Genomic DNA, 26,994 nt, shown 5'->3' with positions numbered 1-26,994 from the left:
ACCGCATTCTTTTATTCCGATTCCAAAATAAACCGGTTCCACTTTTGCTGCCACGCAACATCGTTCCAGAACGGATGATGAGGAGCACAGTTGGAGCAGAGCACCATGCCCCAGAAGCCCAGCTTCATCCCTTTGCGAATCGCATATTCGGCAATAAATTTGCCGACTGGCCCTTCCTCAAAGCCCGCATGCAGCGGGGTATAGCCCACATAACCTTCGCCAATGACAATAGGAAGCTCCGTTTGCCCCGCCCATTCATGCAGCTCCTCAAAACGAAAATCCGCCTTCTGGAGCATCGCCAGCTTATGGCTGCCATAATGGTCGTACAAATACAAATCCCATTGATCCGGATCGGCCCAATCGTGGAGATAAAGCAGCTTCATGCCGACCGGATTGCCCTGCATCCGCCATTCCTGCCCTGCCGGAAGCTGCCAGCTCTCGAACGGTGGCGCGTCCTCCCGCAGCAGCGATTGCACCAGCTCATTTGGAAACGGCACCGCTTCATTGTCGATGCCCGTCCGGTCCATCAGCTCCTGCAGCACGCCTTTTATATACAGATGAAAATGAGCCACCTGCATATTTCGCGCCACATAAGCTTTCGGGTAAGCCTCATTCAGCGTATAGCTTGCCGTCATTAGCAGCTCGGGATGCTGCTCGCGGAGAAACGCGACCGCTTCTTCAATGTAGGGCTGCATAATCTGCACAAGGCCCGGCGTATTGGAGCTGGCAACGCCCTGCTCAGTTGCAATGTCGGTCAATTGTCCAAATTCGACCTCATTATGCAGCTCGGCATAAGCGATTTGCTCGCCATAGCCCGCTGCCTTCACGTATTGAATGAGCTGATCCATCGACTTCGCCAGCGCCATAAACCGCTGGTCCGGCGGAATATCCGCTAGCAAATCACGCAAATAGGGCTCCGCCAGAAAGCTCGGACTTTGCTGGTATTCCCACGAGGAAAGAATAATAAAGCAGTTGTGAGCCTTCGCTTGCTTGAACAGCTTGAGTAGCTGCGCATGCCCATCCAGCTCGGCCCCGCCCTTGCAATTATACCAGCGCGTCCGCTGCCCCACCTCGCCCAAATTGCCGAAGCGCAGCGGTCCAGGGCGTACGCCCGATTCCGTAAACAGCATGAGTGGCATCGCACAAATGCGGATCGTGTTATATCCCCGCTCTACCGCTTCTTTATATCTTGCAGCTAAATCGCTGTAAGGCTCACCGGGCGTCGTCATCGTATACCAAGAAAAATCCCACATTGTAATTGTCAATTTACGGGGCAGCTGCCTGCTCGCTGTGCTCATATGGCCACCTTTTCTGTCCTCTATGGATAGGGTGATCATCCGATCATCCGCTACCGCACCCGTTTGTGCAGAGAACGCTTTTTCTTTATGGTACATGGTTCACGTCGGCAGGCGCCATGAACAATGTACGGATGCTGATGGAACATATTCGGATTTAACAGGTGATGTATCAGGCACGCTTAGCAAGTCTCATCTGATCAGAAGTATTCTAATCCATACTATTCTAATGTCCCTCATCGACAGCGGGCATGAACAGCTCGACGAAGCGTTCAGCCGCAACCGACAGCTTTCTGTCCAGACGTACGGCAAGCCCGATGCTGCGCGGTGGAAGCGGGTCTTCTACTAATAATTCAAACAACATGCCATTATTTAATTCTTCCTGTACAAAAGAACGGCTAATGAAGGCGGCCCCGTAACCTAGCCTGGCGAACTGGGCGAGCAGATCAATGCTTCCAAGCTCGATATCCGGCTTTACCACCTGTCCCTTGCCCGCAAACCATTGTTCAACAAACTCCCTCGTGCTGCTGCCCGGAGATAATAACAGGAGCGGCAGCTCAGCCAGCTGCTGCATCGACAAAGCTCCATTCGCGGCCGAACGGCGGGCCAGCTCCGCATAAGCCTCCCCAACTACGAAACAATCCTCCAGCACCGCAAGCGTCTGAATATTCAGCTGTGAATCGTTTATGGGTAGATGGATAATCGCACAATCGATTTCGCCTTCCCTTAAGCGCTGCGTAAGATCAGGCGTTTTCCCATGCGAAAGACGGATTCGGATACCCGGATAATCGCGATGAAAGGTATTTAATTGCGGCAGCAAAAGATGCTTAATCAGCGAATCGCTCGCTCCGATGCGGATTTCTCCCTCATTCAGCAGCTTCATATTTTGCAAATGCTTTTGGGCAGAATCCAGCATGGAAAAGGATTGCTCTACATAGCCTTGCAGCGCTTGCCCTTCTTCGGTAAGCTCGACGCCCTTCGACAGCCGATGAAAAAGCTTGAGCTGCAAAGCCTCCTCCATCTGCTTAATCGCATAGCTGACCGATGGCTGCGTAATATGCAGCTCCTGCGCCGCTCTTGTTAAATTTTTAAAGCGTGCTGTATGCAGAAAAATACGGTACCATTCCAGATTGAACATTTGGTATAGACCACCTCTATATCATTTTCGATAAAATCCAATTTCACTTATTTCATTTTCTTCATTATAATCGGGTTTAGACAAGAAAACAAAAGAGGTGGAAATATGAACGGATTCCAGCCCGATCTAGCTGCACGCTCCCCTTGGTCGGTCAATAGCGATAAACAGCAGGTGACCCTGAATCCCCCAAGCCGAGCATTGGAAGGAACGGTGCGCATACCGGGAAGCAAAAGCTTAACTAACCGTGCCCTCATTATAGCCGCGCTTGCCGTAGGAAAATCACAAATTGGCGGTTTATTATTAAGCGATGATTCCTACTGGTGCATTGCAGCATTAAAGCAGCTCGGAGTAAAGATAACTATTGAAGGAGAAACCGCTTATGTCGATGGCTGCGGAGGAAACTGGCCTATCTCATCTGGCGAGCTGTACGTCGGAGCTGCCGGCACGATTGCGCGTTTTTTGCCCGGAGCCTTAGCCATTGGAGACGGCGTTTGGTCGATTAATGGCACTAGACGGTTGCACGAGCGGCCGCTGGCTCCCTTGCTGGATGCACTGACGCATTTAGGAGCAGCGTTTGAATACGAGCAAGCCGAGCCCTCACTTCCCTTCGTCCTTCGGGCAACCGGATTGCAGGGCGGGACTGTGCTGCTGCCTGGCTCTACATCAAGTCAATTCATAAGCGGTTTGCTGTTAGCCGCCCCTTATGCGAAAGCGCCGATTACCGTGCGCATAGATGGGGAAATCGTGCAAAAAGACTATGTCGAAATGACACTTGCGATGATGGCTTTGTTTGGTGCAGCACCTGCTGCATCTCTGGACACAAACGACCCCTGCATTACGATACCTACGGGAAAATATGAAGCTCGCTCCATCCTTCTGGAGCCTGATGTATCCACCTGCTGTTATTTCTGGGCGCTCGCCGCGCTTAGCGCAGGGCGCATAAGAACGGAAGGCATTGACGCAAGCCGTACAAGCCAGCCAGATATTGCCATGCTCGGCGTGCTGGAGCAGATGGGATGTACCATTGCCTTCGGAGAAACCTTTGTTGAAGTGCAAGGGCCAGAGCGTTTGAAGGGCGGCTTTACCGTCAGCATGCAAAAATGGTCGGATCAAACGCTGACGCTCGCTGTCCTTGCTATTTTTACAGATGGCCCCATTACGCTTAAAGATGCCGCTCATATCAGACATCACGAATGTGACCGGATATCTGCTATTTGCACGGAATTGGGCAAGCTAGGCATTCGCGTATTGGAATTTGAAGACGGCCTAACCGTTTTTCCCGGCAAGCCACAAGCCGCTTTATTAAATAGCCACGATGACCATCGCATGGCTATGGCCCTTTCCTTAATCGCTTCGAAAGTTTCTAATCTACAAATTTCCGACCCGGGCTGTGTCTCCAAAACAAACCCGAAATATTTTGAGCAATTAGCTGCACTAGGCTTTCAAATAAACGAATAGACGCAGAGGATGATCCATTATGGCAGGAAATACATTCGGAGAAGCTTTTAAAATCACTACCTTTGGCGAGTCCCATGGCGAGGCGGTTGGTGTCATTGTCGATGGCGTAACGCCGGGCATCGAACTCGATGAAGCCTACATTCAGCGGCAAATGGACCGGCGCAAGCCTGGGCAATCGTCCGTCACTTCCCCGCGCAAGGAATATGATATCGTTCATATTTTATCGGGCATGTTCGAGGGAAAAACGACTGGAACACCACTCTTCGTTATTTTGCACAATCAGGATATGAGGCCGGATGCCTATAGCGATATCCAGCATTCTTTTCGCCCGGGCCATGCCGATTTCACCTATTTGCAAAAGTATGGCATTCGCGATCACAGAGGAAGTGGACGGGCTTCCGGCAGAGAAACGGCGGGAAGAGTAGCGGGCGGCGCCATTGCCCGCAAGCTGCTGGAGCAAAGGGGTGTGCAGGTGCTTGCCTACACGCAGGCTATCGGAGGCATTGAATGCGAAACCTTCGATGAAGCCGTCATTGAACAAAATGCGGTTCGTGCCTGCGACGCCGCCGCAGGAGCGAAAATGATCCGTAAAATTGAACAGCTCGCAGCCACCCACGACAGCTGCGGCGGCATTGTAGAATGCCGGATTCGCGGCGTAGTGCCTGGTTTGGGAGAGCCGGTATTTGACAAATTGGACGCGGAGCTTGCGAAAGCGATGCTATCGATCGGCGCCGTGAAAGGCATTGAATTTGGCGCTGGCTTCGCTGCCGCTTCCATGCTCGGCAGCGAGCATAATGACGGAATGAGAAGCGACGGGTTTCTCAGCAATCATTCGGGCGGCATCATAGGTGGCATCAGTACGGGACAGGACATTATTTTTCGCATAAGCGTTAAACCGACCTCCTCCATTTCGGTCCCGCAGCAAACGGTCAACATCCACGGCGAGGAGCAGGAAATTAGAACCGAGGGACGACATGATCCTTGCATTTGTCCGAGAATCGTTCCCGTTGTGGAAGCGATGGTCTGCCTCGTAGTGGAGGATCAGTACAAGCGGCAAGCCGCCATGCTAGGATAGAACTTAACTAAGACAGAAGTGAACTAGGATTGAACTTAACAGAAAAATAACAAGGGACTGCTTCCAGGCTTTTGCAGCCTTAAAGCAGTCCCTTGTTTCACCACTATCCCGTTCTTCTATCAGCGCTCGTCTGGCAGTCCCACTGGACCAGCGGCGGCAATTTCCGCGCTTACGCCAACGAATTTGCGGAAATTATTCTCAAATTGTGCGGCAAGCTTGGCCGCCTGCTGATCATAGGCCGCCTTATCCTGCCATGCTTCACGGGGCAGGAGCACCGCATCCGGCACGCCTTCGACCGCCAGCGGGCAGCTCAGGCCAAACACCGGATCAGCGATAAATTCAGCCTGCTCAATACTGCCATCAATCGCGGCCGTTACCATCGCCCGCGTATATCGCAGGTTCATCCGCTGCCCTATACCGTGCGGCCCACCGGACCAGCCCGTATTTACCAAATACACTTTGGCATCATGCTGGGCGATTTTTTCACCAAGCATTTCCGCATATACACTTGGCGCGAGCGGCAGGAATGGCGCTCCGAAGCAAGCGGAAAACGTCGCTTCCGGCTCCGTTATCCCGCGCTCCGTACCCGCAAGCTTGGACGTATAGCCCGATAGGAAATGATACATAGCCTGCTCCTTCGTCAGCCTGGCAATCGGCGGCAATACGCCGCAAGCGTCGGCAGTCAGAAACAAAATAACGTTCGGATGGCCTGCTTTTCCGGCCAGCACAGCTCCTGGAATATGCTCCAATGGATAAGCAGCGCGCGTATTTTCCGTCAGATGATTGCTGTTATAATCAGGCTGCCCTGTCTGCGCATCTAGCGCTACATTTTCCAGCACAGCGCCGCTGCGGATGGCCTGCCAAATTTGCGGCTCCTTCTCTTCGCTCAGCCCAATGCATTTCGCATAGCAGCCGCCCTCGAAGTTGAACACACCATCCTCCGACCAGCCATGCTCGTCATCTCCGATGAGGCGGCGCGAAGGATCGGCAGAAAGCGTCGTCTTGCCTGTGCCCGATAGGCCGAAGAACAGCGCCGTATCACCCTGCTCTCCTACATTTGCCGAGCAATGCATCGGCAGGACGCCCTGCAAAGGCAGCAAGTAATTAAGCACGCTGAAAATCGACTTTTTCATCTCGCCCGCATATTCCGTTCCGCCAATCAGCACGATTTTTTGCTCAAAAGAGATGCAAATGAACGTTTCGGACGCCGTCCCGTCACACGCGGGATCTGCCTTGAGCCCCGGCAGGGCGATGACGGTAAACGCCGGCTTATGGGTGGCAAGCTGCTCCTTGCTTGGACGAATAAACAGCTGGCGGGCAAATAGATTATGCCAAGCAAATTCATTAATAACGCGGATGGGCAGGCGGTACGATTCATCTGCTCCAGCATAGCCGTCAAAGACGAACAGCTCTTGCCGCTCCATGTAACGCTTTGCTTTTTCATACAACTGGTTAAAATGCTCCGGCGAAAGCGACTGGTTCACTTTGCCCCAAGCGACTCGCGGCAGTGAAGATGGCTCGCATACAATAAACTTGTCTTTCGGCGAACGGCCTGTATATTGCCCCGTCAGCACTCGCAGCGCTCCCGATTCCAGCTTCGTTCCTTCGCCGCGTTTAATCGCATGCTCCATTAGCTGCTCCGTCGTTAACTGATAATGTGCGCCTGATTGCTGGCGCAGCCTCGACTCCATGATGCTCATGCCTGACTTCCTCCTGTCCCCTTGTATCCTCCTGCTGATTTTGCACTTGCTTGCCATTGTCCCTGACTGCTCAGGCTGCTCTCCGATCTCGTCCTTACGCATGAATCCTCCCTGCATTCCGAATAATAATTAGTTACCTTCTTCGTTGGTTGTGTATCTATCAGCGTCATGCAGTGCTTGCAATAAATGGCTCCCATTTCTATACCGTGATTTCGCATGAATCATTCACCCTTTCCATTATTAGATTGGCAACATCCATAACGCGGCATGCATATGCCCACTCATTGTCATACCAAGCAATGACTTTAATCTGATTGTCCATGACCATTGTGGAAAGCCCGTCTACCATAGCTGATTTCGAGCAGCCAATATAGTCGGCCGATACGAGCGGCTCCTGGGCAAAACCGATATAAGAAGATTTGCTGCCTTCTGCAGCCGCTTTCAAAACCGCATTTACTTCCGCGGCAGTTGTAGGCCGTTCGGCTTGAACGGTTAGGTCAATTAACGATACATCCTGCGTCGGAACCCGCAGCGACATGCCCTGAATGCGCGAGGACAAATGCGGCAGCACATCTGCAAGCGCCTTGCCGACGCCTGTCGTCGTAGGGACAATAGACTGGGTGCAGGACCGAGCCCTGCGCAAATCCTCATGCGGATTGTCCAAATGATTTTGATCGGAAGTATAGGAATGCACCGTCGTCATCCAGCCAGACTGGATATGGAACGCTTGATCCAGCACATGAAGAACCGGAGCCACACAGTTTGTCGTACAGGAAGCAGCCGATAACAGCCGATGCTCCTCCGGGCGATAAAGATGATCATTCACACCCATCACAATCGTCAAGTCCATTTGCTTGCCAGGCGCTGTTATCAGCACCCGTGCCGCTCCTGAAGCGATATGCTTCAGCGCACCCTGCCGATCATTGAATTTCCCGGTTGCGTCAATAGCAAGCTCGACGCCATAACGATGCCACTTAATGTTCTCCGGCGCTCTTTCATATACGACTTGTATGGAATGACCATTAATGACTAGCTGTTGACCGCGAACCTGTATATCTGCTTTCCAGCTCCCATGGACCGAATCGTATTTCAATAGATGAGCAATCGTCTCCACAGGATATACGCTGTTAATGGCCCTCAACCTTACTGCCGGATTCGGCTCAGACAACATCTGCCTAACGAGCAGCCGTCCGATTCTCCCCATTCCACTAATGCCAACCCCCCGGTGCATTTCCGCATTCCCCCTTCGCTTATTTGCTAATAGCATACATCAATGTACTTTTATAATACAACATAAATATTTTTATGACACACTAAATAAATTTTTATCACCTTTAATTGTTACATATATGTCGAACTATTCAGGAAATGCCCCTATATGATGCGTCACAGAGATAAAGTATTCGATTGCCACCAATCCCTTGCCCTTTACGCACCTGTGTTATGAAATACAAACTAGCCCTTAGATCATCGCTGATCCAAAGGCTGTAATTGTCGATTAATGGTCGATAGCAGCTAAACTCTTTTTTACAAGGTCATGCGGGATTGAAGCTTTCTTGCCCAAAAATGTTACAGACTATGATTTATTTCCGCCTTTGCTGGCTTTACTGCCTTGCTTGTCCGAGGTGCGAGTCGTTGTATTTTGTGCTCCATGCCCTTGCTGCTTAGCCAAAACATATCCCTCCTTTCGAAAAACATCCATATATGATTTGCAAAATAAAGCATTATTATTCACACCTCTATAATGATCGGGAGGATCATTGGCCTTCTTTTGGTTTGGGCAAATAAGAACCGACCCAAGGTGTCCCTTAACGTCTGCTTCATCATATTCCACTGGCTTCCGTGCTCCTCCAGCAGCTTTTCAATCGTCGATACCACGAGTTGATTGATATCTCGCATGAGCGCTTCAGAGTCACGAACATAAACAAATCCCCGGGAAATGATGTCCGGACCGGATAGAACATGCCCCTCCGTTTTACTAAGCGTGATGACAACAACAAGAATGCCGTCAGCTGAGAGCTGCTTACGGTCGCGGAGTACAACATTCCCAATATCTCCAATCCCTAATCCGTCCACTAACATATTACCCGCAGGGATTTTGCCAGTTTTACGCGCGATATTGTTTTGGATCTCCACGGTCTCCCCATTGTTAACGATAAAAATGTTCTCCTCGGCAACTCCCACCGATTCCGCAAGCAATCGGTGTTGATAAAGCATGCGGAACTCGCCATGAACCGGAATAAAATACTGGGGCTTCATTAAGGTAAGCATTAATTTCAGCTCTTCCTGATTGCCGTGCCCGGATACATGCATCCCTGTTGAGCTACCCGAGCCATAGATGACATTCGCCCCAAGCAAATAAAGATTGTCAATGATACGCGCAACATTTCGTTCATTACCCGGAATAGCGGTTGCGGCAATAATGACCGTATCGCCCGGCATAATTTCGATTTGCCGATGATTCGAGCTTGCCAATCGTGAGAGTACAGCCATAGGCTCTCCCTGGCTTCCTGTACATAGGACAGCAATATTTTCAGGGGCATAACGATCTGTATCTCCTGCATCTAGAAGCATATCCTCTGGAATGTTTAAATAGCCTAACTCCTTGGCTACAGAAGTTACATTCACCATGCTTCGGCCAAGCAGGACAAGCTTTCGGCCCGTTTTAGCGGCCGCGTCAACAATTTGCTGAACTCGATGGACGTTAGACGCGAAAGTTGAAATAAACACCTTCTGCTGCGCTTTGCTGAATGCTTCTGTAATGTGATCTCCAACAAGCCGTTCCGATGGCGTAAAACCAGGCCGTTCTGCATTCGTGCTTTCAGACAGCAGCAGCAGCACGCCATTTTTACCAATATCCGCCATTCGATGAAGATCAGGATATTGATGATTGACGGGTGACATATCAAATTTGAAATCGCCTGTATGTACAACCGTTCCTTCTGGTGTATGCATGGCAATTCCCAAGCAATCCGGAATACTATGGTTGGTGCTAAAAAATGACGCCTGAATCGCACCGAAGGCGATATGTGAATTCGAATCAATTAAGTTTAGCTGTGTTGTACGAAGAAGGCCATGCTCCTTCAGCTTTATTTCAATCAGCCCAATTGTTAATCTAGAGGCATAAATCGGGATATTCAGTTGTTTCAAAAAATAAGGAATGCCGCCAATATGATCCTCATGTCCGTGTGTTATGATTAAAGCCTTTACCTTTTCTGTATTATTTAACAAATAGGTTATATCTGGAATAATGAGGTCAATGCCCAAAAAACTCTCATCAGGAAATTTAGATCCACAGTCAATAACGATGATATCGTCCCCGTATTGTAAAATGTACATATTTTTCCCGATCTCATTAACACCGCCTAATGCAGCAACGGATAGTTTATTCCGCTCTTTCACCATAATTAGCCAGCCTCCAGTTCTATTTAGTAAAAAGACGACCGGAATGGGAACCGGACGTCTTTTCACTTGGATATGGGTACTTTATTCAATAGTAAACTTTTATTTTTTTCTGAATGTTGCTGTTAATGAAGGGCTGTTCCTTTATTAGGCTCTGGCATTTGCGGTGTTTCGGCGGCTGGTAAAAATGTATTCAAAATTTGCTGCATATCAGCATCATTTAATTGCGGCACCTGATAATAAGCGTTTTTATTTTGATACAGAAAGAGCTCATAGGACATTTCAATAAAATTTTGCACTTGGGAAGCGAGTACACGACGGACAATCGGGTTCGTTGCTTCAAGAGCAGACGTCGTTAACAGCGAAGCATGGCTTTTAACGATGCCTTGCATAAAACCGCATACTCCGGCATCGTTGACATCAGCTAGTGATTGTATCGGTTTTTTCGGCGAGCTTTGCTTCATGCCGTATACGATCGGTGTTACCTCTTTAATCAAATACGTTGATGTTTTTTGACTTGGCTCCTGACCAGTCTTAAAACATTCAGCCGTCACATTGTATTGCGATTGCATAAATTGATATTGCTTGTCGATAAGATTAAGCAGTTCCTGATCCTGTGCATATTGTCTGAAAATCATAAATTGATCCATTGCACTAATGCTGCAATTCAATACCTCCTGCAAATCAAATAGCTCATGTCCCCCGTGATTTTTGTTCATTGCCTTCTGTGTATCGTTATTCGCTGTAGTTTGCTGCTGCATCATCAATTCTCCTCTTTGTAATTTCTCAATTTATAGTTGTTAATATGAAAGCTGGAGGCTGAATTTATACATACCAGATTTCTACGAGGCGTGTTACCGCTTCTATGGCGCGTTCTCCAGCCCCGTTCGGGACTTTCACCCTAGAGATGACGATCATGCTGGGCGTACTACAAAAAGGCATTGATGAACGGCCATCAACGCCTTCTGCTTCCTGTTTATCGTTTTGACTTATTACTTTGACTTATTGTTCCACGGTGCCGTCTGCCCCGCCTCCCGTCAAGGTGACGACCGACTTCGCCGGAATAACCGCCTCAAACGAATGATCATCCAGCACGGGAATGCTTTCCCCACGTACAAGGTCTTGGCCAGCCGACGTAATATACGGTTCCATGAATGCAATGGAATGGTGCTGATCCATGCCGTCCAATGAAACCTGAACACGCTTAGCATCTTCGCTGTCATTGATAAACACAGCCGTAACCGTCTGTTCTCCAACATGAACATAAGCCGATCCGAGCAAGCCGCTGCGCGCTTCTTTATCCAGTCCTGCAAGCGAGATGCGCTGTGCACCTGGACGTATGAATTTACTGTAATTGCCAAGCGCCCACATGATTTTGGAGGTCAAAATATTTTGCTCATCACCCGCTTCATTAAAATCAGTATAGATCAGTCCATCCTTGTAATCGACCTTGGACACCGCTGTCCACCACTGCCATGCCGCTGCATTTGCCTCCGTCAAATCAAAATGAATCGTACGGGCCACATGCAGAGCAGGCTCTATGCCAAGGTCACGCCCCGGACCATAATCGCCAAGAATACAATATTCAGTCACCCAATATTTAGCCTCATCGTCGTATTTTTTCAGATTGGCATCCAGCAATTGTCTCAGCTTGCCCAACCGATCATCGCCTGGCTTGCTGTAATCGGACCAGTAGGAATGCGAAGCGATTTTATTGCCAATCGCCTCCTTAAGCACAGGATCACCGAGCAGCTCCTTCACATATTCCCGGTATTTTCCTGTTCCCAGACTGTTGGCGCCGCCCGAATAGGTCCCGCCCCCTGCAAACTGCTCATAATATTCATCATCCAGCAGCGCTGTAATTTCCACGCCGTCTGGGGCGCTGATTTGCGCATCAAGGCCGCTTGCTTTCAATTGCCGATGCAATTCAAGTATGACACGCTTAAGATCGTCGTTGTTATAACGGTTGCTTTCTTGCTGGGCCAGATTCCAATCCCAGGTCGGCTCATTAATCGGGCTTATATACTCAAATTCCAAGCCTTCCTCTCTAAAATGCTCCAAAACCTCGATTAAAAATGTCGCAAACTCATCCTCATAAGCCTCTTTCAAATTGGTGGAGCCCACTTCCTCATCCGGCTGGGCATGACCATTCTTGGTCATCCAGATCGGCGGGCTGTTCACGAATGCGATCAAAGTATCCACCCCTCGATCCTTCGCCGCCTGAAGAAACCATTGCTGTCCCGCCTGTCTGCTCCAATCATACTCCCCTTCCTGTGAAAGCTTGAACGTTTCTGCTCGCCTCCATGGATCTGGAATACGCGACTGGTCCGTTTCAATCGAGCCTGCACCAATATTGAAACGCCAGGCTGACAAACCAATTCCTTTCTCTCGTGAAAAAAGCAAATCCGCAACGCGATTTTTATTTTCTTCTGTCCAATATTTGCCCAGAGGGTCCATCGACCACGCGTCGGAAGCGCCAAAATTATCAATCGTTTGGTAGCGAACCGCCCCATCGAGCGATACATAAGCATCCGGCGGCATCAGCTGCTGAACCTTCGCTTCTTCTTTTTTCGGGCTGCTTGCGCTATCAGACCGATTTGAGTTGAAAGCATAATACAAGCCTAGAGTCGACGTAAACGCCACAACGATAACAATGATCAATTTCTTTTTCATCCGCCTCTCCTATCCGACCAAGCCTGATCGTTCGACACTCTCTACAAAATGCCTTTGCACAAACAAATACAAAATAATGAGCGGCAGTATAGCCATCAGGACGCTCGTATTCATCATCATGGACATAAAGAACGGGTCCTGGACGTAGGAAGCGGTTTCCGCCTGTCCCCCTCCGCTAAGAAACGTAGCAATGGCATAGCCGGAAGAAGCCATCATCGACGACATGACCTTTGGCTCATTCAAATACATGTTCGTAAAAAAAGAATCGTTCCACTGCCAGACAAACGAGAACAGCATAACAGTGACCATCGATGGGACCGCATTAGGCAGAATGACCCTTCTAAAGGTTGAAAAGTAGCCGGCTCCATCTACATAGGCGGCTTCTTCAATCTCTCGCGGAATCCCTTTGAAAAACTGGCGAAAAATATACACATATAAACCCGTCTTCACACCCATGCCCAGCGCTGCCGAAATGATAAACGGCCAATAGGTGTTAATCAGATTGGCGGGCTCGCCCTGGATCAGCTTAATCAGTCCGAATAGATCGAAATTTTTAAATTGCAAATAAAGCGGAACCATCATCGTTTGGGCTGGCACCAAAATCGTAAAAATAACGCCTGAGAACAAAAGGCCGCTTCCCCTAAACTTCACTCTTGCAAAGCCGTAGCCGGCAAGCACGCAGGTAGCCGTTTGCAGCAGCATGACCGCAGAAGACAGCAGCAGCGTGTTGAGCAGCACTTGCGGATAGTTCATTGCTTGGAATACGAGCTTGAAATTGTCGAGCGTCAGCGTATGCGGCACCCAAATGACTGTAGAGTCATACAAATCATCCATGCTTTTGAAGGCAATCGACAGCTTCAATAGAATCGGGTAGACAATGACAAACGATATGCCGAAAATGAGTACGAATCGGACGGTTACCCACAGCCATTTTTTCACAAATTCCAACCAATAGGCAGCAGACGCCATGCGATGCTGTAATTCATCATTCGTAGGCTGTCCCACCTCAGCGACTTCCTTCTTCATGTCCTTCCTCCTTCAGGCCGCTAATCTTGATAAAAAACCTTTCGTGAAACCATTGACGTTGTAATCCACAGCACAAGCGCGATGACAACAAAATACATCCACGCCATTGCTGCGCTAAGGCCAAAATTATAGCTTTTGAATGCCGTATCCACCACAAGCCGGCTTGTTTCATCACTGATGAAGCTGTCGATTATGGTATAAACCAGATTCGTCAAAATTAACGGGCTGATCATCGGAAACGTAATTTTCCAGAACGCTTCGTAGCCAGTCGAGCCTTCAATTTTAGCTGCCTCATACAAAGAAGGAGATATCGATTGCAAACCAGCCAGAAAAATAAGGATTTGGACACCCGATTGGCTGATAATCTCATAAATTCGGCTGACGGCACCTGTCAAATATTCGACAAAGGTCATACTCACACCTGATTCGATGAGCAGGACAGCGAGCTCTAGATTTTTCATAATGGACAGGCCCCCGCCGGCTGTATCGTTGGCGCTTCGCACGACGGATTGCATCAAATCTCCATTTTCGATACTGGCGATGATGCCCGATGCCAAAATTACGGGCAGGAAGAAAATCGCCCGGGCCAGTACCCGTCCTCTAAATTTCTGGTTAAGCAGCACCGCAAAAAATAAGCTGAATATGATAATCAGCGGTGTGTTGACCGCAATATCCACGACCGATTCCGTCAATATTCTGACGTACGATTCATGTGACAGCAAGGCTTCCCGGTAATTGGACAGTCCGATAAAGTCTAGGCTAAAGCCGTCATTCGTGACCTGCAGATTGCTAAAGCTGTAGCGAAGCGATGACAGCAGCGGAACGACAAACAGGAATAAAAAGCCTGCAAACCAGGGAAGAATGAAATACAGCCCGTAATATCTGTTTTTTTGCTCAAGCGAAAGCTTCCTCAACCTCATCGCTGAGCTTCACCTCCCACCCAATAATCCTTTGCCCTAACTGTAATTCCGCCCACCTCCGCCAACGCATCGTTATAATTGACGTCGTTATAATTGACGATAATGGTTTTCCCTTGTTCGAAAGTGGTCTGGTACACCCCGTCAGCCAGTGCCCGATGATCAATAATCGCTTGGGCTTGCACATCGTGGAGAACGTTATTCAGTTCGTCATACCTCTTTGCTGCCTCGTCGATCCAGCCCCGATAATCGGCGGAATACAAATGGTCGAACTCCGTCATTTTGATCGCGGATGAATCAGCAAAAAACCATGTGTAATGCAAAGATGAGCCCGTTTCAAGTGCTTTCAGAAAGTTGTAGGAGGCATCTTGATCATCGGCCATGTTCCAAGCGCTTCCAGCCGTATGAACGTATCCGTGATACACCATTTGAAAAAATGGAACGCTCTCATCGGTCATATTAAAGCCGCTGCTCGATATCGGCGCATCCACAATATGCCGCGCATAGGGAACCGTATAGGCGTTTCCGCCCTCCACCAGCAGTTCCTTGACGGAGCCGCTCATTTGCTTCAGCTGTTGCGTTACAATTTCTTTCGCTTCCTCGCGATTAATGACCTCGGAACGATTGAAATCGGAATTCAGCTCGCTGCCAAGATCGCGCAGAGACAATCCCGAGAGCTGCAGCTTCCCGTAATCGTCCATAAATCCAGCTGTTATTTTCGGCAGCGATTTTGGACTTACTACATAACCCGGCTCGCTCTCATCCTCTTGACTGAAGCTAGCCGCGCTATAAGAATAAATTTCCGCCAGCCGCCCCGTAATAAATCGAGAAGCTTCGCTCGACTTTTTGAATCCATCCGCTTGCGGAGCTGCCTCAAGAAAGGCCGCATCAGGAAACAGCCCTATACCGCTTGCATCGGCATATGCCTTTAGCTCGTTTAAGCCTTTGCTTCCACCGAGCTTCTTGTCGACGGCAATCGATTTGGGAAGGTTATGGTTTAACCCTTCGTTAAACCAACCCGTGTAACGCAGCTTGATGCCGCCAATTCCCCTATCCAGCATTTGACCCAAAATAGACTCCGCCTGATTGAAGGTCGTCAGCGGCTCATAGGCGTTATAAGGAATGCCCAGGAAAAATTTCTTCTTCGGTATGCCGCCAATCAGCTCGACATAGAACGGAACCTCCCCTTCATCCGGCAGCCTCGTTAGGCCCGTTTGCTTGATTAAATAATGGCGGTAATGCGCCGCCATGCCCGAATAGCTGGCCTCCTTCGTGCCGAGAAAGCCGTAACGAACCGTCATTTCCCCATCATAGGGCGCCGCTTGAAACTTTTTGACCGTACTGGAGCGCCAACCGTTCGTCAACGTAACCTCCTCCAAATTAGTCAGCGTAAAACTGGGAAGCACGGTGTTGTAATCGTTCAGCCTGCCGCTCACGTCCGCTTCCACCGCGGCGACAGCGTCACCCTTCTCAATAATCGCGACAAATGCCCGGTCCTCATATTTCATGCCGAATACAGGCAAGCGTGCAGCTTCCTCTTTCTGAATTTTGATGGGCTGGCTAATAGACGCATCGGAACCGTAAAGGGCCGTACGAAATGGCGCATCGTAGGTTTTGCCATTGTTGAAACGGATTAACGAACCCGAGCCATCTGGAACGAACGTATAGCCTTCATCCTCGCGCCCGCTCGCGCCAAAAAACGGAAGCAGGGACAGCGTCTGAATTTTCATATTAGCCGGATATTCGATCCCGCCCGCAGGCACTGTCACCAACAGATGCTCACCATCCAGCCGATAATGCAAAGGAATTTGAACGTTGGCGCTGCCGGTAGACGCTTCGCCATAGGAAGCCTTATCGATTGCTTTCTGCTCCTCGTCATAACCGATTCGCTTGAAGATTTCGGTCACCTTGGACAATCCGATTCCTTTAAAGGAGGAGTCCCTTCTTTCATAACGCTGGTTTTCCTCATCATATTTAAAGCGTTTTTCAACCTCTCTTTTGTCCGCCGACTGTTCGATTTGATCCAGAATGACGGTTTGAAATCGCTCCGCGCTAATATATTTAGGAATGGCATCGATGTCGCTTTTAACCTCCCCTAGCGTATAAATGATGTTCAGTCCGTCTTTTGTCTTCTCTATGGCATATTGGCCGTTCTGAACGCTGTGGGTGTAATTGTCATACTTCAATGCATTTCCTGCGCTGTCAAAATAACCGATCTCGACCTGCACATTCAGCTTCGTCTTGTTATAGCCGGTTGCGACCGGATCCGCTTCGCGATTTTGCGGATTGGAATACCAGATCGCTTGGCTGCGCTTGTCCCTAACCGCAATCTCCGTCGTTTCCGCATTGACATACAAGGCTAAATATTCATTTTCAGCCGCCATTTCCATCCCTTCAGGCGGCAATATAGGCACCTGGCCGGAATGGCTGCTTGAGGCAGCAAGCCCGCTATTTAGTCCGTTGCTTGGCGCAGGCTCAGCTGCGACCTCGGATGCATATTCCGCGAAATTGGTGCCTTGAGCTATAAGCAAGCAGCCGATAATGGCTGCCGTCATGATGATCACAAGCTTCCGCTTCACCGCTTGGCCCCCTTTCTTATGCTCGCAATGAAAGTTCCTGATAAATCGTGTACACAAAGCTGACGATTTGCTGGATCAGGCTGAAGAAGAGCAGCCCTAGAAAAATAATGACGCCCATCACTACAACCGTTAGCAGCATCGTCATAATCGTCTTCGTAACCGTATATTGATGAACCGTCATCGTTCCAATAAACAGCAGCCAAACAAACCATAATGCTGCCGCAGATTCCAGCAAATAATAGAAGGAGGCCTCGCGCAGCGTAATCACATTGCTAAGCAGCATATTGGGCAAATAAATCAAAATCAAAGGAAGCATCGCATAGCCCGTAGCGATGACAATCTCTTCAAACTTCCCTTCTCCATCCATCAGCGTAGTGAGCGACCAGTTCGCCACACACCACAGGAGGAATGGAAGTACAATGTACTTTAATTCATCAAAGCTGTTTAGCTCCAGCGGGTGATTAAAGTTGACGACATAGCCAGCATACTGGCGTTTGAGAATCATCGTAACCGTAACGGCGAGCAAAATGACAAGCGCGATCCGGAGCTTTCCTTTGCTTTCGTATTTCAGGTCCCAAAATCCGTCAAAGGGATGGAATGCAACGTGCAGCGAGTACCTAGCCTCCTTGAGAAACCGCATCCTTTTTCAGTTCCCCCTTTCTGTGCCTCATGCTTCGACGAACGAATATAACGACCAAGATCAGCGGGATCAGTACCGTCATATAGATTCCAAAGTGCTCACGCATATATTCCCTGCGATATTTGGTTAATGCTTTGGAATAATATTCTCTGTCATTACCCAGCTTCAGAAAAGTCATCGCTTGCTTGTATTCGCCTTGGCGCAGCATCGACTTGCCGATGCCAATATAGGCCATTTCGTAATTTGCATCGAGCCGGAGCACTTCCTTCCACAGCTTTGCTGCATCATCGTGCTTGCCTATGCTGTATAATCCATTCGCCTCGTTAACGAGGCTTCCGAATTTGGTCGCTGAAAACTCGGTAATTTTCCCCTGATCGCGGTCTAGGACAAACACCCGATTGCCCAGGCTTTCAACCGCAACCGGATTTTTGAACGTGCCCTGCTGATTGCCCAATTGGCCAAACACGTATAATAAATTGCCGTCTTCGTTATAAGTAAAAATCCGTCCCCGGGTCGAATCAAGCGTCCGGTATACGCCATTGCCGCTAACATCAATGTCAATGAAGGCCGAGCGATTTCTGCTCAAATCGCCCACAGGTCCTATATATCCGTTTATCCGAATAACATCAATGCCCGATGGATTCAGCTTTTTGACTGGGGCTAAGGTTTGCTTGTCAGCTGTAGTCGTAAAGATGAATCCATCCAAATCCACATCTAGATTGTTAAATTCAATGGGAACAAACCGGATCAGCTTTTCCCGCTGCTCTTGTGTCGATACCGTTTTCCAGAACAAATCCACAGGATCAAACTGCACCCGGTTCGTCCCCATAAAACCAGTAAAGCCGCCCTCGCTGTCGAATTCGATAATCCCCTCGAAGACGCCTCTGGCAACAACGTAAATGCGGCCGGCTTTATCAACGATGACCTTTCGCGGGAAATATTCGAATTGGCTGCTGATGACCTCCGACTTCGGAGCGGAAATTTCTCTGACGAACGCTCCGCTGCTGTCGAGTTCAACCACGCGCCTATTCTCGGTATCCGCCACAAAAATATGACCACTCTCCGTCACGAAAAGGCCTTCAGGATTATTGAAACCATCCTGCTTTCCATTATTCTGAAACTCCTTAATTTCACGGACTGCCTTCCACTCGCTGTCAAGCACGACAATTCGCCCGTTTCCTGAATCCAGAACGTACAAATAACCGTCAAGTGCAGCAAACATATCAGCTGGAGAGCTCCACGGCCCAATCCCAATTTCTTGACCTGTTATCGTCTTGGAAGGAAGATACGCGATTGGCGAATGAACCGACTCCCCCCAATAAGAATAGGTATATCCCTCATACGGCGACGCGTGGGCCAGCTTCGGACTTAAGCCGGCGAAGAGCAGCACAGCAGCCAATAACAGAATCACTCGCTTTATTTTCAATCCATACGCCCCCATCGCTTTAGTCCTTCATCCCAGACGAAGCCATCGTCTGAATGACATTGCTCTGTGAAAAAACAAACGTCACGATTGGCACGGTCATCATAATGACGGCAACCGCGGCGCCAACCCCGGCGCGGGCAATACCGCCTTGAATGATTTGACCCATCGCGTAATGCATCGTCTTGAGCTGCTCGCTGTAAATAAAGCTGCCGCCATCCGTTCCCCAAAGCATTTGCATCATCAGGATTAACAGCGTCAGCCAGGCAGGCTTGACGAGCGGCATAACGACCTGCCAAAATATCCGGTATTCGCTGGCGCCGTCAATCTTGGCGGCTTCCAGCAAAGCATCTGGTATTTGCTCCATGAATTGTTTCATTAAATATAGCCCAAGCGGATAGGCAAACGCCGGAACGATAACAGCTTGGTACGAATCCATCCACCCCAGCACGGACATGATCATATAATTGGGAATCGCCGTCACATGCGGGGAAAACATCAGCGAGAGGACAATTACCGTGAACAGCACTTTATGCCCGCGAAACCTATGCTTGGCCAGCGGGTAAGCCGCCGCCGATGCCAGCAAAATATGTCCTGCCGTTCCTGCCGCCGTAATAAAAAAGGTATTGAAAATATATCTGGAAAATGGAACCCACGAGTTTTTCATGACTTGAAACAAATCTGCAAAATTTTCAAGCGTTGCATTTCTGACAAACAGCGTAGGCGGGAATATAAACAACTCATCAAGCGGCTTAAAGGCATTATTAATGACATAGATCAACGGAACTGCCATAAAGGAGCCAAACAAGCCCAGTACAAGGAGCAGCATGATATCCACCTGCCAGGAGCGGTTCACTCTTTTTTTCAGACGCATGGCCAGCTTCATCTCGCCTATTCCCCCACCCTCTTCAGCAACTTTTGAACGGCCAGATTGGTGCCCAGCATCAGCATAAATAGTACGGTCGCGATAGCAGACGCATAGCCCATTTCAAAACGAATCGTGCCGTAATCGACCAAATGAGTCACAACCGTATGTGCTCCGTACTGCACGCTCGGAAAGCCAGCCAAAGCCATCGCCACGTCGGCTACTGCAAGGGAAGACGTAATCTGGATGACGGCGCCAAACATCAGCTGCGGCCTCATGGAAGGAAGGGTAATAAACCAAAGCTCCTGCCAGCGATTTTTCACGCCATCCACCGCCCCTGCCTCGTACAATGTGCGGTCAACCGTCTGCAAGCCGGCAATAAACGCCAGAAAGCTGGTCCCGAGGCTGAGCCACAGCTGGACGATAATAATTATCGTGAGCATGTAGTCAGGATTTTGCAGCCATTGAATCGGCTCGTAAATAAATCCGATCTTCATCAGAAAGCCGTTCATAATGCCATACGAATCGCTTGAAAAAATAATTTGCCAAATAAAAAAGACGTTGCCCGAAATCGAAGGAGCAAAAAACACAAGCGTCATAAATGCCCTGATTTTCGGATTAAGCTCATTAATAAGCCATGCGAAGACGAAACAAGCGATATAGCTGACCGGACCAGTTATAACTGCAAATATAAGCGTATTTTTAAGTCCTATGAGAAACACATCGTCATTCCAAAGCAGCTTGGAATAATTATCCCATCCGACCCAGCGCGGAAATTCAAGCATATTAAAATGCGTAAAGCTGAAAAAGATGGAAATGATGACCGGCAGCACCGTAAATAACAGAAACAGCACCATATAAGGAATCAGCAGGACAAACAACTGCTTATCCCGCTTCATATCCTTAACGAACAGCTCCCATTTCCGCTGCGGCCCAGCAAGGCGGCCCTTCGGCTGGCGTATAATCTCAGCCGCGATTTTCGTTTTCTGCAAAAGAGTCCCTCCTTAAGTCCCCTCATTCCAAATGAAACTCGCTTCTTTTCTGAGTAATTTCATAGTCGATTTCTTGAACATAATCGTATAAGGAGTCGGCTGTATTCGTGCCGTTGTTAATCACTTCACGCAAAGCATTGTCCAAGTGCCTACCTGTGAAATAGCCGCCCGGAACCTCCGGCACACCCTGTACCCATTGCCATTGTTCTTCCAGGCTGCGATAATTGCGCGCTGGCCAAGGCAGCTCCTTGAGCGCTTCAATATTGGCAGTCGGATAACGTGCAGCAGCGCCCATCAGCCCCTCCATCTCTCTGCCGAAGCGAACCTGGGCATCCTTACCCACCCACCATTTCATAAACTCCCAAGCTGCGTCCTTGTTTTTAGCCTGCTTGAGCATGATAGCGGCTGTCCCGCTGCTAGCCACATCCCGGCGAATGGAACCGTCCTGCTGCACGGTGCCTGGAACAGGAACGAACTCCCACAAGCCCTTAATTTCTGGTGCAGATACGCTCAAATAGTTGTAAAAGGTGTAATCCTGTATGCCTACCGGCATTTCACCCGTTCGAAAGCGCATCGGAAAATCAAAGATGAGCGGCAGCTTGTAGCTCGTATAGAAGTCGGTCCATTTTTTGAATGCAGCTAGTCCTACCTCTGTATCCAGTCCGCTTTTGGCTCCATTGTTCAAATAGAAGGAGCCGTCCAGCTGGTATAAAAGCATGGCAAACGCACGATTCGCCTCCATTACAGGAACACCCGTCGTCTGGGCAATCGGCAGCGCGAAATCCATATGATGCTTTTGCAAAACCGGAATCATTGCGTATACATCATCCCACGTTTGCGGCGGCTCAAGCTTCAGCTCCTCGAGTATATCCTTCCGGTAAAAAAGCATATTGAAAATTTGCTGCTCAGGCAAAGCAAACACCTGGTCCTCAAATCGGTAAGGGACAAGCGCGCTGTCCCTGAACTGCTGCACGACCGCCCTATAGCCTGAAAATTGCGACAAATCCTCCGCTGCGTTCCGCATGCCGAAATTAACCGGCACATCGTTGCCAACCTGCATCGCTACATCGGGTCCCTCACCTGCCAGAGACGCACGCAGCAGCACATCCTGATTGACCAGCTTAAGGTTGACTCCAACACCAGTAAGCGGCGTAAAGGTATCGTCAATCATCGCCTTCAGCACTTGTGCCTGATCGCGGCCGGTTCCAATCCATACCGTTATCGATTGCTCATCCTTCGCCATGCTTCCGATCGTATCGTAATCTTCAAAGAAGGAATGAAAGAAGGAAGATACCTCATGAACGATTTTTTTTGAAGCGGAAGCATTGGCTCCGGGCAGCTCTACATCAGCCGAAGCCAAAGCGAGGTAATCGATTTCGAGCGGCTGCTCTCTCACTTGCAGAATCCAGGCGCCGACGCTGCCAACATTAATTTTGAATTGGGACAGCCGCTTCTGGACCGTTTCCGGTTTTTGAGCCAAATCTGCTAATTGATAGGCGGTTTTATCCAATATAGCCGTCTTGTCGCTCTTCTCGCCTGTCAGGCGAACTAGCTCCTTTGATACGGCATACAAAATGTCGCTTTGCTTCTGAAACACGCCGACCATATCGGGTATTTGTTTATCTAGTTGATAATCCCTATAAGGATCCGGCACATTGCCGGTAATCATCAGGATTTTGCGATACATGGCATTGATGTCAAGCAAGCTTGCTTCTACTTGGCGTATCAAAGGCGCCATTGCCCCTAAGCTCACCTCCAGCTTCAGCTCATGCTTCCCCTTCGTCATATAAAATAAATAAGGCTTTTCCTCGTTGCCCAGCACATTCATCTGCCAGTCCGAATCATAATAAAATGGAATTTGCGTCATTTCTTGAAACGGAATGACGCCGTCAATCCAAAGCGAGCGCGTAGAATAAATACCCCGCAGCAATTCTTGCCTGTTCTTGATCGCAATCCGGTATAGTCCGTCCTCTGGCACTTCGATGTCCCATGCGATCCATTGGCCCGGCACCCGCCAGTTGTTGCCGCCAATCGTATTCATTTTAAGCTTCGATACGTCATAAGGCTCGGTAGACGGGCTTGAACGGTCCGAAATCGGATATAAGGTCGGAGACGATTTGTAGGCAGCATTTTCACCTTGAATTTTAATTAATTGTCCACTAGTCTCCGCATAGCCCTTGGACTTGTAGCCCCGCTCTACCTCTTCATAAGGCGAAGGCTCATCATATGGATACACTTTTAAATAATCGATTGCCATCGGCTCTCTGGAAGATACCAGCGTCAACGTGTGCTTGCCAGCCGAAAAATAAAAGACGTACGGCTCCTCGTAGTATCCTTCTGTATCTCGAAGCAGCGACTCCTGCCACATCGGCGATTCTATCTGGCGCGGCCGCAGCTCATTTTCCCGGTTATCCTGCAAAATCTGATCGCTCTCATTTTTCCATATGCGGTGAAAGGTCAAATTTCTGGCGCTGGCAAACGGCAGCTTGCCGTCGATCAACAGCTCCCTTTCGATTGCCGAGCTTTTTCCTTCGATCGGAAAATAGCGAATGGCGATATGATACAAGCCGGATTTCGGCACCTCAAGCTCCCACTCCATGGAGCCGCTTTCTCCCGTCTTGACGAAGTCGCCCGATACGCCGCCGAGCTCATGCATGATCTCAGGTTCCATTTCGTTTGCGCTTGTATAATCCGCCCCTTGAATGACAATCTCCTCTTGAGGCCGTTCTTCATCCTTGTAGCGCTGCAAGTAATGGCCGTAGCTGTTTTCCGATTCATTTGTCGAAAAGCGCTGGTCGCCGTTTGGATCGGCTGCTGTCGTTGAGTCAGCTTGAACACTCGCTGCGCCGGACTGAGATATAGGGAAAACCAATATCGAAATCAGCATAGCGATAACCATGATCCTAGCGGCCGTTTTTCTGGTAAATACGATTTCCACCTCATTTCCCCCTTTGATAAACTGGCGAAATTTTGTTTGACGGCAACCGCCCGGTTTTCCCAATTGGAAAGCCGGGCAGAGCGCTTTTTTATGGGCAAAGCTTTCGGCATTTACTTTTTGTCGTCTTTCTTGTCTTGCTCGCCTCTAAGCACTTTTTCAGCAGCCGCTTGCGCAGGCCCAATGACTTGGGCGACGCCTGTTGCCGGCGTAATTTCACCTTTGACGAATTTCCCGGTTACAGAGTCGAGCTGATCCTTAATACCAAGCCCCCCGAAGCGTCCACCGAACACACGCTGTACTTTTCCAGCGTCATTCATGGCATTAGCGATAGAGCTTTCATCCGGCAGCACATTTTCTTGCCATAGCCTGCGATTTTCCTGCCAGTTATCGAAATCCTGTAGCTCCTCCCAGATTTTCACAATAACATCTGCATCCTTAACTCCTTTAGGGATAACGTAAGCGGCCGTTTGACCAAGCGGATCAAGATAGGTGTCCGCCTGTGGCCCCTTAGGAAGGTAAACGTATCCCCATTCATCCTTCATTTTATCCTGGAGGCGACCCTCGATTTCCCACAAGCCGCCCGGATACATGGCAATCGTGCCTTCTGCAAAATATTTCGCCGGGTCCTCCCAGTCGTTACCTTCATTTTTCTTCACAACTTTATGCTCGTTATACAGGCCATAAAGGAAGTTAAGCGCTTCCATAGATTCGGGTGAATCAAAAGCTACCTTTTTGGTCGCCTCGTCGTATATAATGCCGCCGTTGCTGGCGATCAGCAGCTCCGAGAAAACATAATGGGCGCCTGCAAGGCCGTATTGGTCAGCTTTTCCATCTCCATTATTGTCTACAGTCAGCTTCTTCGCGGCATCCAGCATCGTCGTCCAATTCCAGTTGTCCTCGTCCATTAGCTGCTGCGGATCCTTTAAGCCCGCCTCCTTGAAAATTCTTTTGTTATAATACACCCCCGTGTCATTCGGGTTATACCAGCTTTCTAATCCGTATACATGGTCGCCGCCAAAGCGCATCGATTCAACGACGTCCGGCGCAATCCGCGTATCGGTGAGGTAATCCTCCAAGGGCGTCAAAAATCCCCCTTGCATAAGGCCCCATATGAAGCCGTCAGGCAGCCTAACAATTTCAGCGAAAGGATCGTTGGACATCACAGAAGAAGATAGCTTCTCTGTCGTCGACCAATATTCCGTATTTAAGTATTTGATTTTCACGTTATATTTTTCTTCCACTTTTTTGATTCTTTCTCGTGCCAATTCATCCGCTTCTGAATCTCCGTTAGGGGAAGCATCCCACCAATGCGAGATGCGAATTTCTCTGCCGCCCAAATCAGCGGCTGGAGGCTCAGGCTCCTCAGTAGGCGCAGACGTTTCCTCCGTTGGTGTTGCCGTTGCGTCAGGCGACTCAGTGGCTATTGTATTTCCTGTATTGTTGCCACTGCAAGCAGATAGAATCAACAATACAGCTGGTAATAAAAGAAGCAACATCGACTTCAACCTTTTTATCTGTTTCACTGTTCAGCACGCTCCCCTTGATAGATGATTAATTAAATGTAAAGGCTTTCATGAAACCCATTTCAGTATAGCTCGCTTGCTTACTATGGTCAACATTAAAGTTTATATTATCCATATATGGCATGGTAAAAGTAAGCGCGACCCCGTACATTCCATTAGACCTAAAAAAAGAGCGGCAAGCCCGAAATATGTGGCTTGCCGCTCTTTTAGGACTTTCTTGTATCATATGAGAAAGGCTCTCCATATGAGCCTTCTACTTCAAACGGATCCTCTTCTTAGAGACTCCGGGCTCCTGTACTTTGACGGACAATAAGCTGTGGCGCCAAAGAAGTAAGCTGCTTGACCTTTTCTTTCTTCATAATCGCTTTAAGCACTTGTACCGCCATTCGCCCAAGCTCATGCGCCTGCTGGGAAACGGTAGTGAGCTCAGGGATAAAATGATGCGCCAGAGGAATATCATCAAATCCGACAACGGACATATCCGTTGGAATCGTCAGTCCAGCCTCCGTCGCCGCCTTGATTGCCCCGATGGCGGTATAATCGTTGACGCAAAAAACAGCGGTCGGCCTCTCTCCCATTTCGAGCAGCTTCAGCATTTGTCGCTTGCCCGAATCGATGGAAAAGCTGTCCGGCAGCAGCCAATTGTCCCGAATCTCCAGCCCCTCGTCCTTCATCGTCTTTCGGAAGGCGCGCAGCTTAATTGAGGTTGTCGTCATATGGCTTTCCCCGCCAATAAAGCCGATTTCAGTATGGCCCAGCTCAATCAGGTGCCTGACTGCGAGAGCTGTGCCTACCGATTCGTCGGTAGCAACTCTAATCAACTTCGTGTTGCGCAGCCCACCGTTAACAAGCACAGTCGGAATAACGCTTGCATGCTGCACGAGCTCCTGCACCAAATGCTCATCACAGTTCTTTAAATTAATCCTGCCCCCCAAAAAAATAACACCATCCACACGCTTCTCCCGCATAATGCTAAGATATTCCGATTCCTTAACGTAATCTCCGATAGAATTGCTAAGCAGAAAGGTATGTCCCGAGTGCTGCGCCTCTTCCTCCGCACCAGCGAATACTTCCGGGAAAAAGGGATTGGTCAGATCAGGTACAATGACACCAATAATGCCGGTTTCTTTTTTTAGTAAGCTTCTAGCCATTGCGTTAGGCTGAAAGTTGTATTTTTGAATAAGCTCTTCAATCTTGGCTCGTGTAGATCCCTTTACCGGGGCGGTATCGTTCAATACCCTGGATACGGTGGCAACCGATACTTTGGCCTCTTTAGCAATATCATATATGGTGACCTGTTTCAAGCCCAACGCTTCCTTTCTGCTATCAAGTATCGTCCCATTATAGCAA

19 protein-coding genes are annotated in these 26,994 nt (G+C 49.1%); 2 read left to right on the top strand and 17 right to left on the bottom strand.

What is annotated here, in order from left to right; genetic code table 11:
- Positions 1-11: 11 nt before the first annotated feature.
- Both ABEW34_RS25500 and ABEW34_RS25495 read right to left on the bottom strand, forming a co-directional pair.
- Positions 12-1,298 carry a cellulase-like family protein gene (locus tag ABEW34_RS25500; RefSeq protein ID WP_430163199.1) on the bottom strand — a complete coding sequence of 429 codons (1,287 nt, stop codon included), beginning with the start codon at positions 1,296-1,298 and terminating at the stop codon, positions 12-14.
- Positions 1,299-1,521: 223 nt separating this feature from the next.
- Positions 1,522-2,433, bottom strand: coding sequence for a LysR family transcriptional regulator (locus ABEW34_RS25495; protein ID WP_430162592.1), 912 nt, complete (start codon positions 2,431-2,433; stop codon positions 1,522-1,524).
- 105 nt (positions 2,434-2,538) lie between these two features.
- On the opposite strand from ABEW34_RS25495, the gene aroA reads away from it, so the two are divergent.
- Positions 2,539-3,891: a 3-phosphoshikimate 1-carboxyvinyltransferase gene (gene aroA, locus ABEW34_RS25490; RefSeq protein WP_430162590.1), complete on the top strand. Its 1,353-nt coding sequence runs from the start codon at positions 2,539-2,541 to the stop codon at positions 3,889-3,891.
- Between the two features lie 19 nt (positions 3,892-3,910).
- The gene (gene aroC / locus ABEW34_RS25485) at positions 3,911-4,966 is read left to right on the top strand and encodes a chorismate synthase (protein WP_430162588.1); all 1,056 of its coding nucleotides are present in this window, start codon (positions 3,911-3,913) and stop codon (positions 4,964-4,966) included.
- A 119-nt stretch (positions 4,967-5,085) separates the two neighbouring features.
- Here aroC and pckA read toward each other — a convergent pair whose 3' ends face one another.
- The 15 genes from pckA to ABEW34_RS25410 all read right to left on the bottom strand — a co-directional run bounded on the left by pckA (position 5,086) and on the right by ABEW34_RS25410 (position 26,948).
- Positions 5,086-6,657, bottom strand: coding sequence for a phosphoenolpyruvate carboxykinase (ATP) (gene pckA, locus ABEW34_RS25480; protein ID WP_430163196.1), 1,572 nt, complete (start codon positions 6,655-6,657; stop codon positions 5,086-5,088).
- Positions 6,658-6,865: 208 nt separating this feature from the next.
- Complete coding sequence (gap, locus tag ABEW34_RS25475; protein ID WP_430162586.1) at positions 6,866-7,897, bottom strand: type I glyceraldehyde-3-phosphate dehydrogenase; 1,032 nt, start codon at positions 7,895-7,897, stop codon at positions 6,866-6,868.
- Between the two features lie 500 nt (positions 7,898-8,397).
- Positions 8,398-10,071 carry a ribonuclease J gene (locus tag ABEW34_RS25470; protein WP_430162584.1) on the bottom strand — a complete coding sequence of 558 codons (1,674 nt, stop codon included), beginning with the start codon at positions 10,069-10,071 and terminating at the stop codon, positions 8,398-8,400.
- A 122-nt stretch (positions 10,072-10,193) separates the two neighbouring features.
- On the bottom strand, positions 10,194-10,829 hold the full coding sequence (locus ABEW34_RS25465) for a spore coat protein (RefSeq protein ID WP_430163193.1): 636 nt from the start codon (positions 10,827-10,829) through the stop codon (positions 10,194-10,196).
- A 241-nt stretch (positions 10,830-11,070) separates the two neighbouring features.
- Entirely contained in the window at positions 11,071-12,741 is a 1,671-nt protein-coding gene (locus ABEW34_RS25460) for a glycoside hydrolase (protein ID WP_430162582.1), read from the bottom strand.
- Positions 12,742-12,750: 9 nt separating this feature from the next.
- Positions 12,751-13,767, bottom strand: a complete 1,017-nt coding sequence (locus ABEW34_RS25455; RefSeq protein ID WP_430162580.1) for a carbohydrate ABC transporter permease — start codon at positions 13,765-13,767, stop codon at positions 12,751-12,753.
- 20 nt (positions 13,768-13,787) lie between these two features.
- Positions 13,788-14,687, bottom strand: coding sequence for a carbohydrate ABC transporter permease (locus ABEW34_RS25450; protein ID WP_430162579.1), 900 nt, complete (start codon positions 14,685-14,687; stop codon positions 13,788-13,790).
- The gene (locus ABEW34_RS25445; RefSeq protein ID WP_430162577.1) at positions 14,684-17,263 is read right to left on the bottom strand and encodes a DUF5696 domain-containing protein; all 2,580 of its coding nucleotides are present in this window, start codon (positions 17,261-17,263) and stop codon (positions 14,684-14,686) included. Before ABEW34_RS25445 ends, ABEW34_RS25450 begins: the two co-directional genes overlap by 4 nt.
- 16 nt (positions 17,264-17,279) lie before the next feature.
- A complete protein-coding gene (locus ABEW34_RS25440) occupies positions 17,280-17,903 on the bottom strand; it encodes a Yip1 family protein (RefSeq protein ID WP_430162575.1) in 624 nt (207 codons plus the stop codon).
- Entirely contained in the window at positions 17,881-19,329 is a 1,449-nt protein-coding gene (locus ABEW34_RS25435) for an SMP-30/gluconolactonase/LRE family protein (RefSeq protein ID WP_430162573.1), read from the bottom strand. Before ABEW34_RS25435 ends, ABEW34_RS25440 begins: the two co-directional genes overlap by 23 nt.
- A 19-nt stretch (positions 19,330-19,348) precedes the next feature.
- Complete coding sequence (locus ABEW34_RS25430; protein ID WP_430162571.1) at positions 19,349-20,212, bottom strand: carbohydrate ABC transporter permease; 864 nt, start codon at positions 20,210-20,212, stop codon at positions 19,349-19,351.
- A gap of 5 nt (positions 20,213-20,217) precedes the next feature.
- Positions 20,218-21,090: a carbohydrate ABC transporter permease gene (locus ABEW34_RS25425; RefSeq protein WP_430163190.1), complete on the bottom strand. Its 873-nt coding sequence runs from the start codon at positions 21,088-21,090 to the stop codon at positions 20,218-20,220.
- A 115-nt stretch (positions 21,091-21,205) separates the two neighbouring features.
- The gene (locus tag ABEW34_RS25420) at positions 21,206-24,121 is read right to left on the bottom strand and encodes an extracellular solute-binding protein (RefSeq protein ID WP_430162569.1); all 2,916 of its coding nucleotides are present in this window, start codon (positions 24,119-24,121) and stop codon (positions 21,206-21,208) included.
- 110 nt (positions 24,122-24,231) lie between these two features.
- Positions 24,232-25,644 carry an extracellular solute-binding protein gene (locus tag ABEW34_RS25415; protein ID WP_430162567.1) on the bottom strand — a complete coding sequence of 471 codons (1,413 nt, stop codon included), beginning with the start codon at positions 25,642-25,644 and terminating at the stop codon, positions 24,232-24,234.
- Between the two features lie 275 nt (positions 25,645-25,919).
- Positions 25,920-26,948, bottom strand: coding sequence for a LacI family DNA-binding transcriptional regulator (locus ABEW34_RS25410; protein WP_430162565.1), 1,029 nt, complete (start codon positions 26,946-26,948; stop codon positions 25,920-25,922).
- Between the last annotated feature and the right edge of the window lie 46 nt (positions 26,949-26,994).

Source organism: Paenibacillus algorifonticola, assembly GCF_050481745.1.
In the GTDB taxonomy this organism is placed as follows: Bacteria; Bacillota; Bacilli; order Paenibacillales; family Paenibacillaceae; genus Pristimantibacillus; species Pristimantibacillus algorifonticola_A.
The sequence above is the reverse complement of the archived record's forward strand: the minus strand, read 5'-3'. Positions and strand labels throughout refer to the sequence as shown.

Excerpts from the sequence above, each read along its gene's own strand:
- ABEW34_RS25495 (WP_430162592.1), bottom strand. The coding sequence starts at position 2,433 with ATGTTCAATCTGGAATGGTACCGTATTTTTCTGCATACAGCACGCTTT.
- ABEW34_RS25440 (WP_430162575.1), bottom strand. The coding sequence starts at position 17,903 with ATGCGGTTTCTCAAGGAGGCTAGGTACTCGCTGCACGTTGCATTCCAT.
- ABEW34_RS25450 (WP_430162579.1), bottom strand. The coding sequence starts at position 14,687 with ATGAGGTTGAGGAAGCTTTCGCTTGAGCAAAAAAACAGATATTACGGG.
- ABEW34_RS25455 (WP_430162580.1), bottom strand. The coding sequence starts at position 13,767 with ATGAAGAAGGAAGTCGCTGAGGTGGGACAGCCTACGAATGATGAATTA.
- ABEW34_RS25430 (WP_430162571.1), bottom strand. The coding sequence starts at position 20,212 with ATGAAGCTGGCCATGCGTCTGAAAAAAAGAGTGAACCGCTCCTGGCAG.
- aroA (WP_430162590.1), top strand. The coding sequence starts at position 2,539 with ATGAACGGATTCCAGCCCGATCTAGCTGCACGCTCCCCTTGGTCGGTC.
- ABEW34_RS25460 (WP_430162582.1), bottom strand. The coding sequence starts at position 12,741 with ATGAAAAAGAAATTGATCATTGTTATCGTTGTGGCGTTTACGTCGACT.
- pckA (WP_430163196.1), bottom strand. The coding sequence starts at position 6,657 with ATGGAGTCGAGGCTGCGCCAGCAATCAGGCGCACATTATCAGTTAACG.
- ABEW34_RS25425 (WP_430163190.1), bottom strand. The coding sequence starts at position 21,090 with ATGAAGCGGGATAAGCAGTTGTTTGTCCTGCTGATTCCTTATATGGTG.
- ABEW34_RS25465 (WP_430163193.1), bottom strand. The coding sequence starts at position 10,829 with ATGCAGCAGCAAACTACAGCGAATAACGATACACAGAAGGCAATGAAC.
- ABEW34_RS25500 (WP_430163199.1), bottom strand. The coding sequence starts at position 1,298 with ATGAGCACAGCGAGCAGGCAGCTGCCCCGTAAATTGACAATTACAATG.
- aroC (WP_430162588.1), top strand. The coding sequence starts at position 3,911 with ATGGCAGGAAATACATTCGGAGAAGCTTTTAAAATCACTACCTTTGGC.
- ABEW34_RS25470 (WP_430162584.1), bottom strand. The coding sequence starts at position 10,071 with ATGGTGAAAGAGCGGAATAAACTATCCGTTGCTGCATTAGGCGGTGTT.
- gap (WP_430162586.1), bottom strand. The coding sequence starts at position 7,897 with ATGCACCGGGGGGTTGGCATTAGTGGAATGGGGAGAATCGGACGGCTG.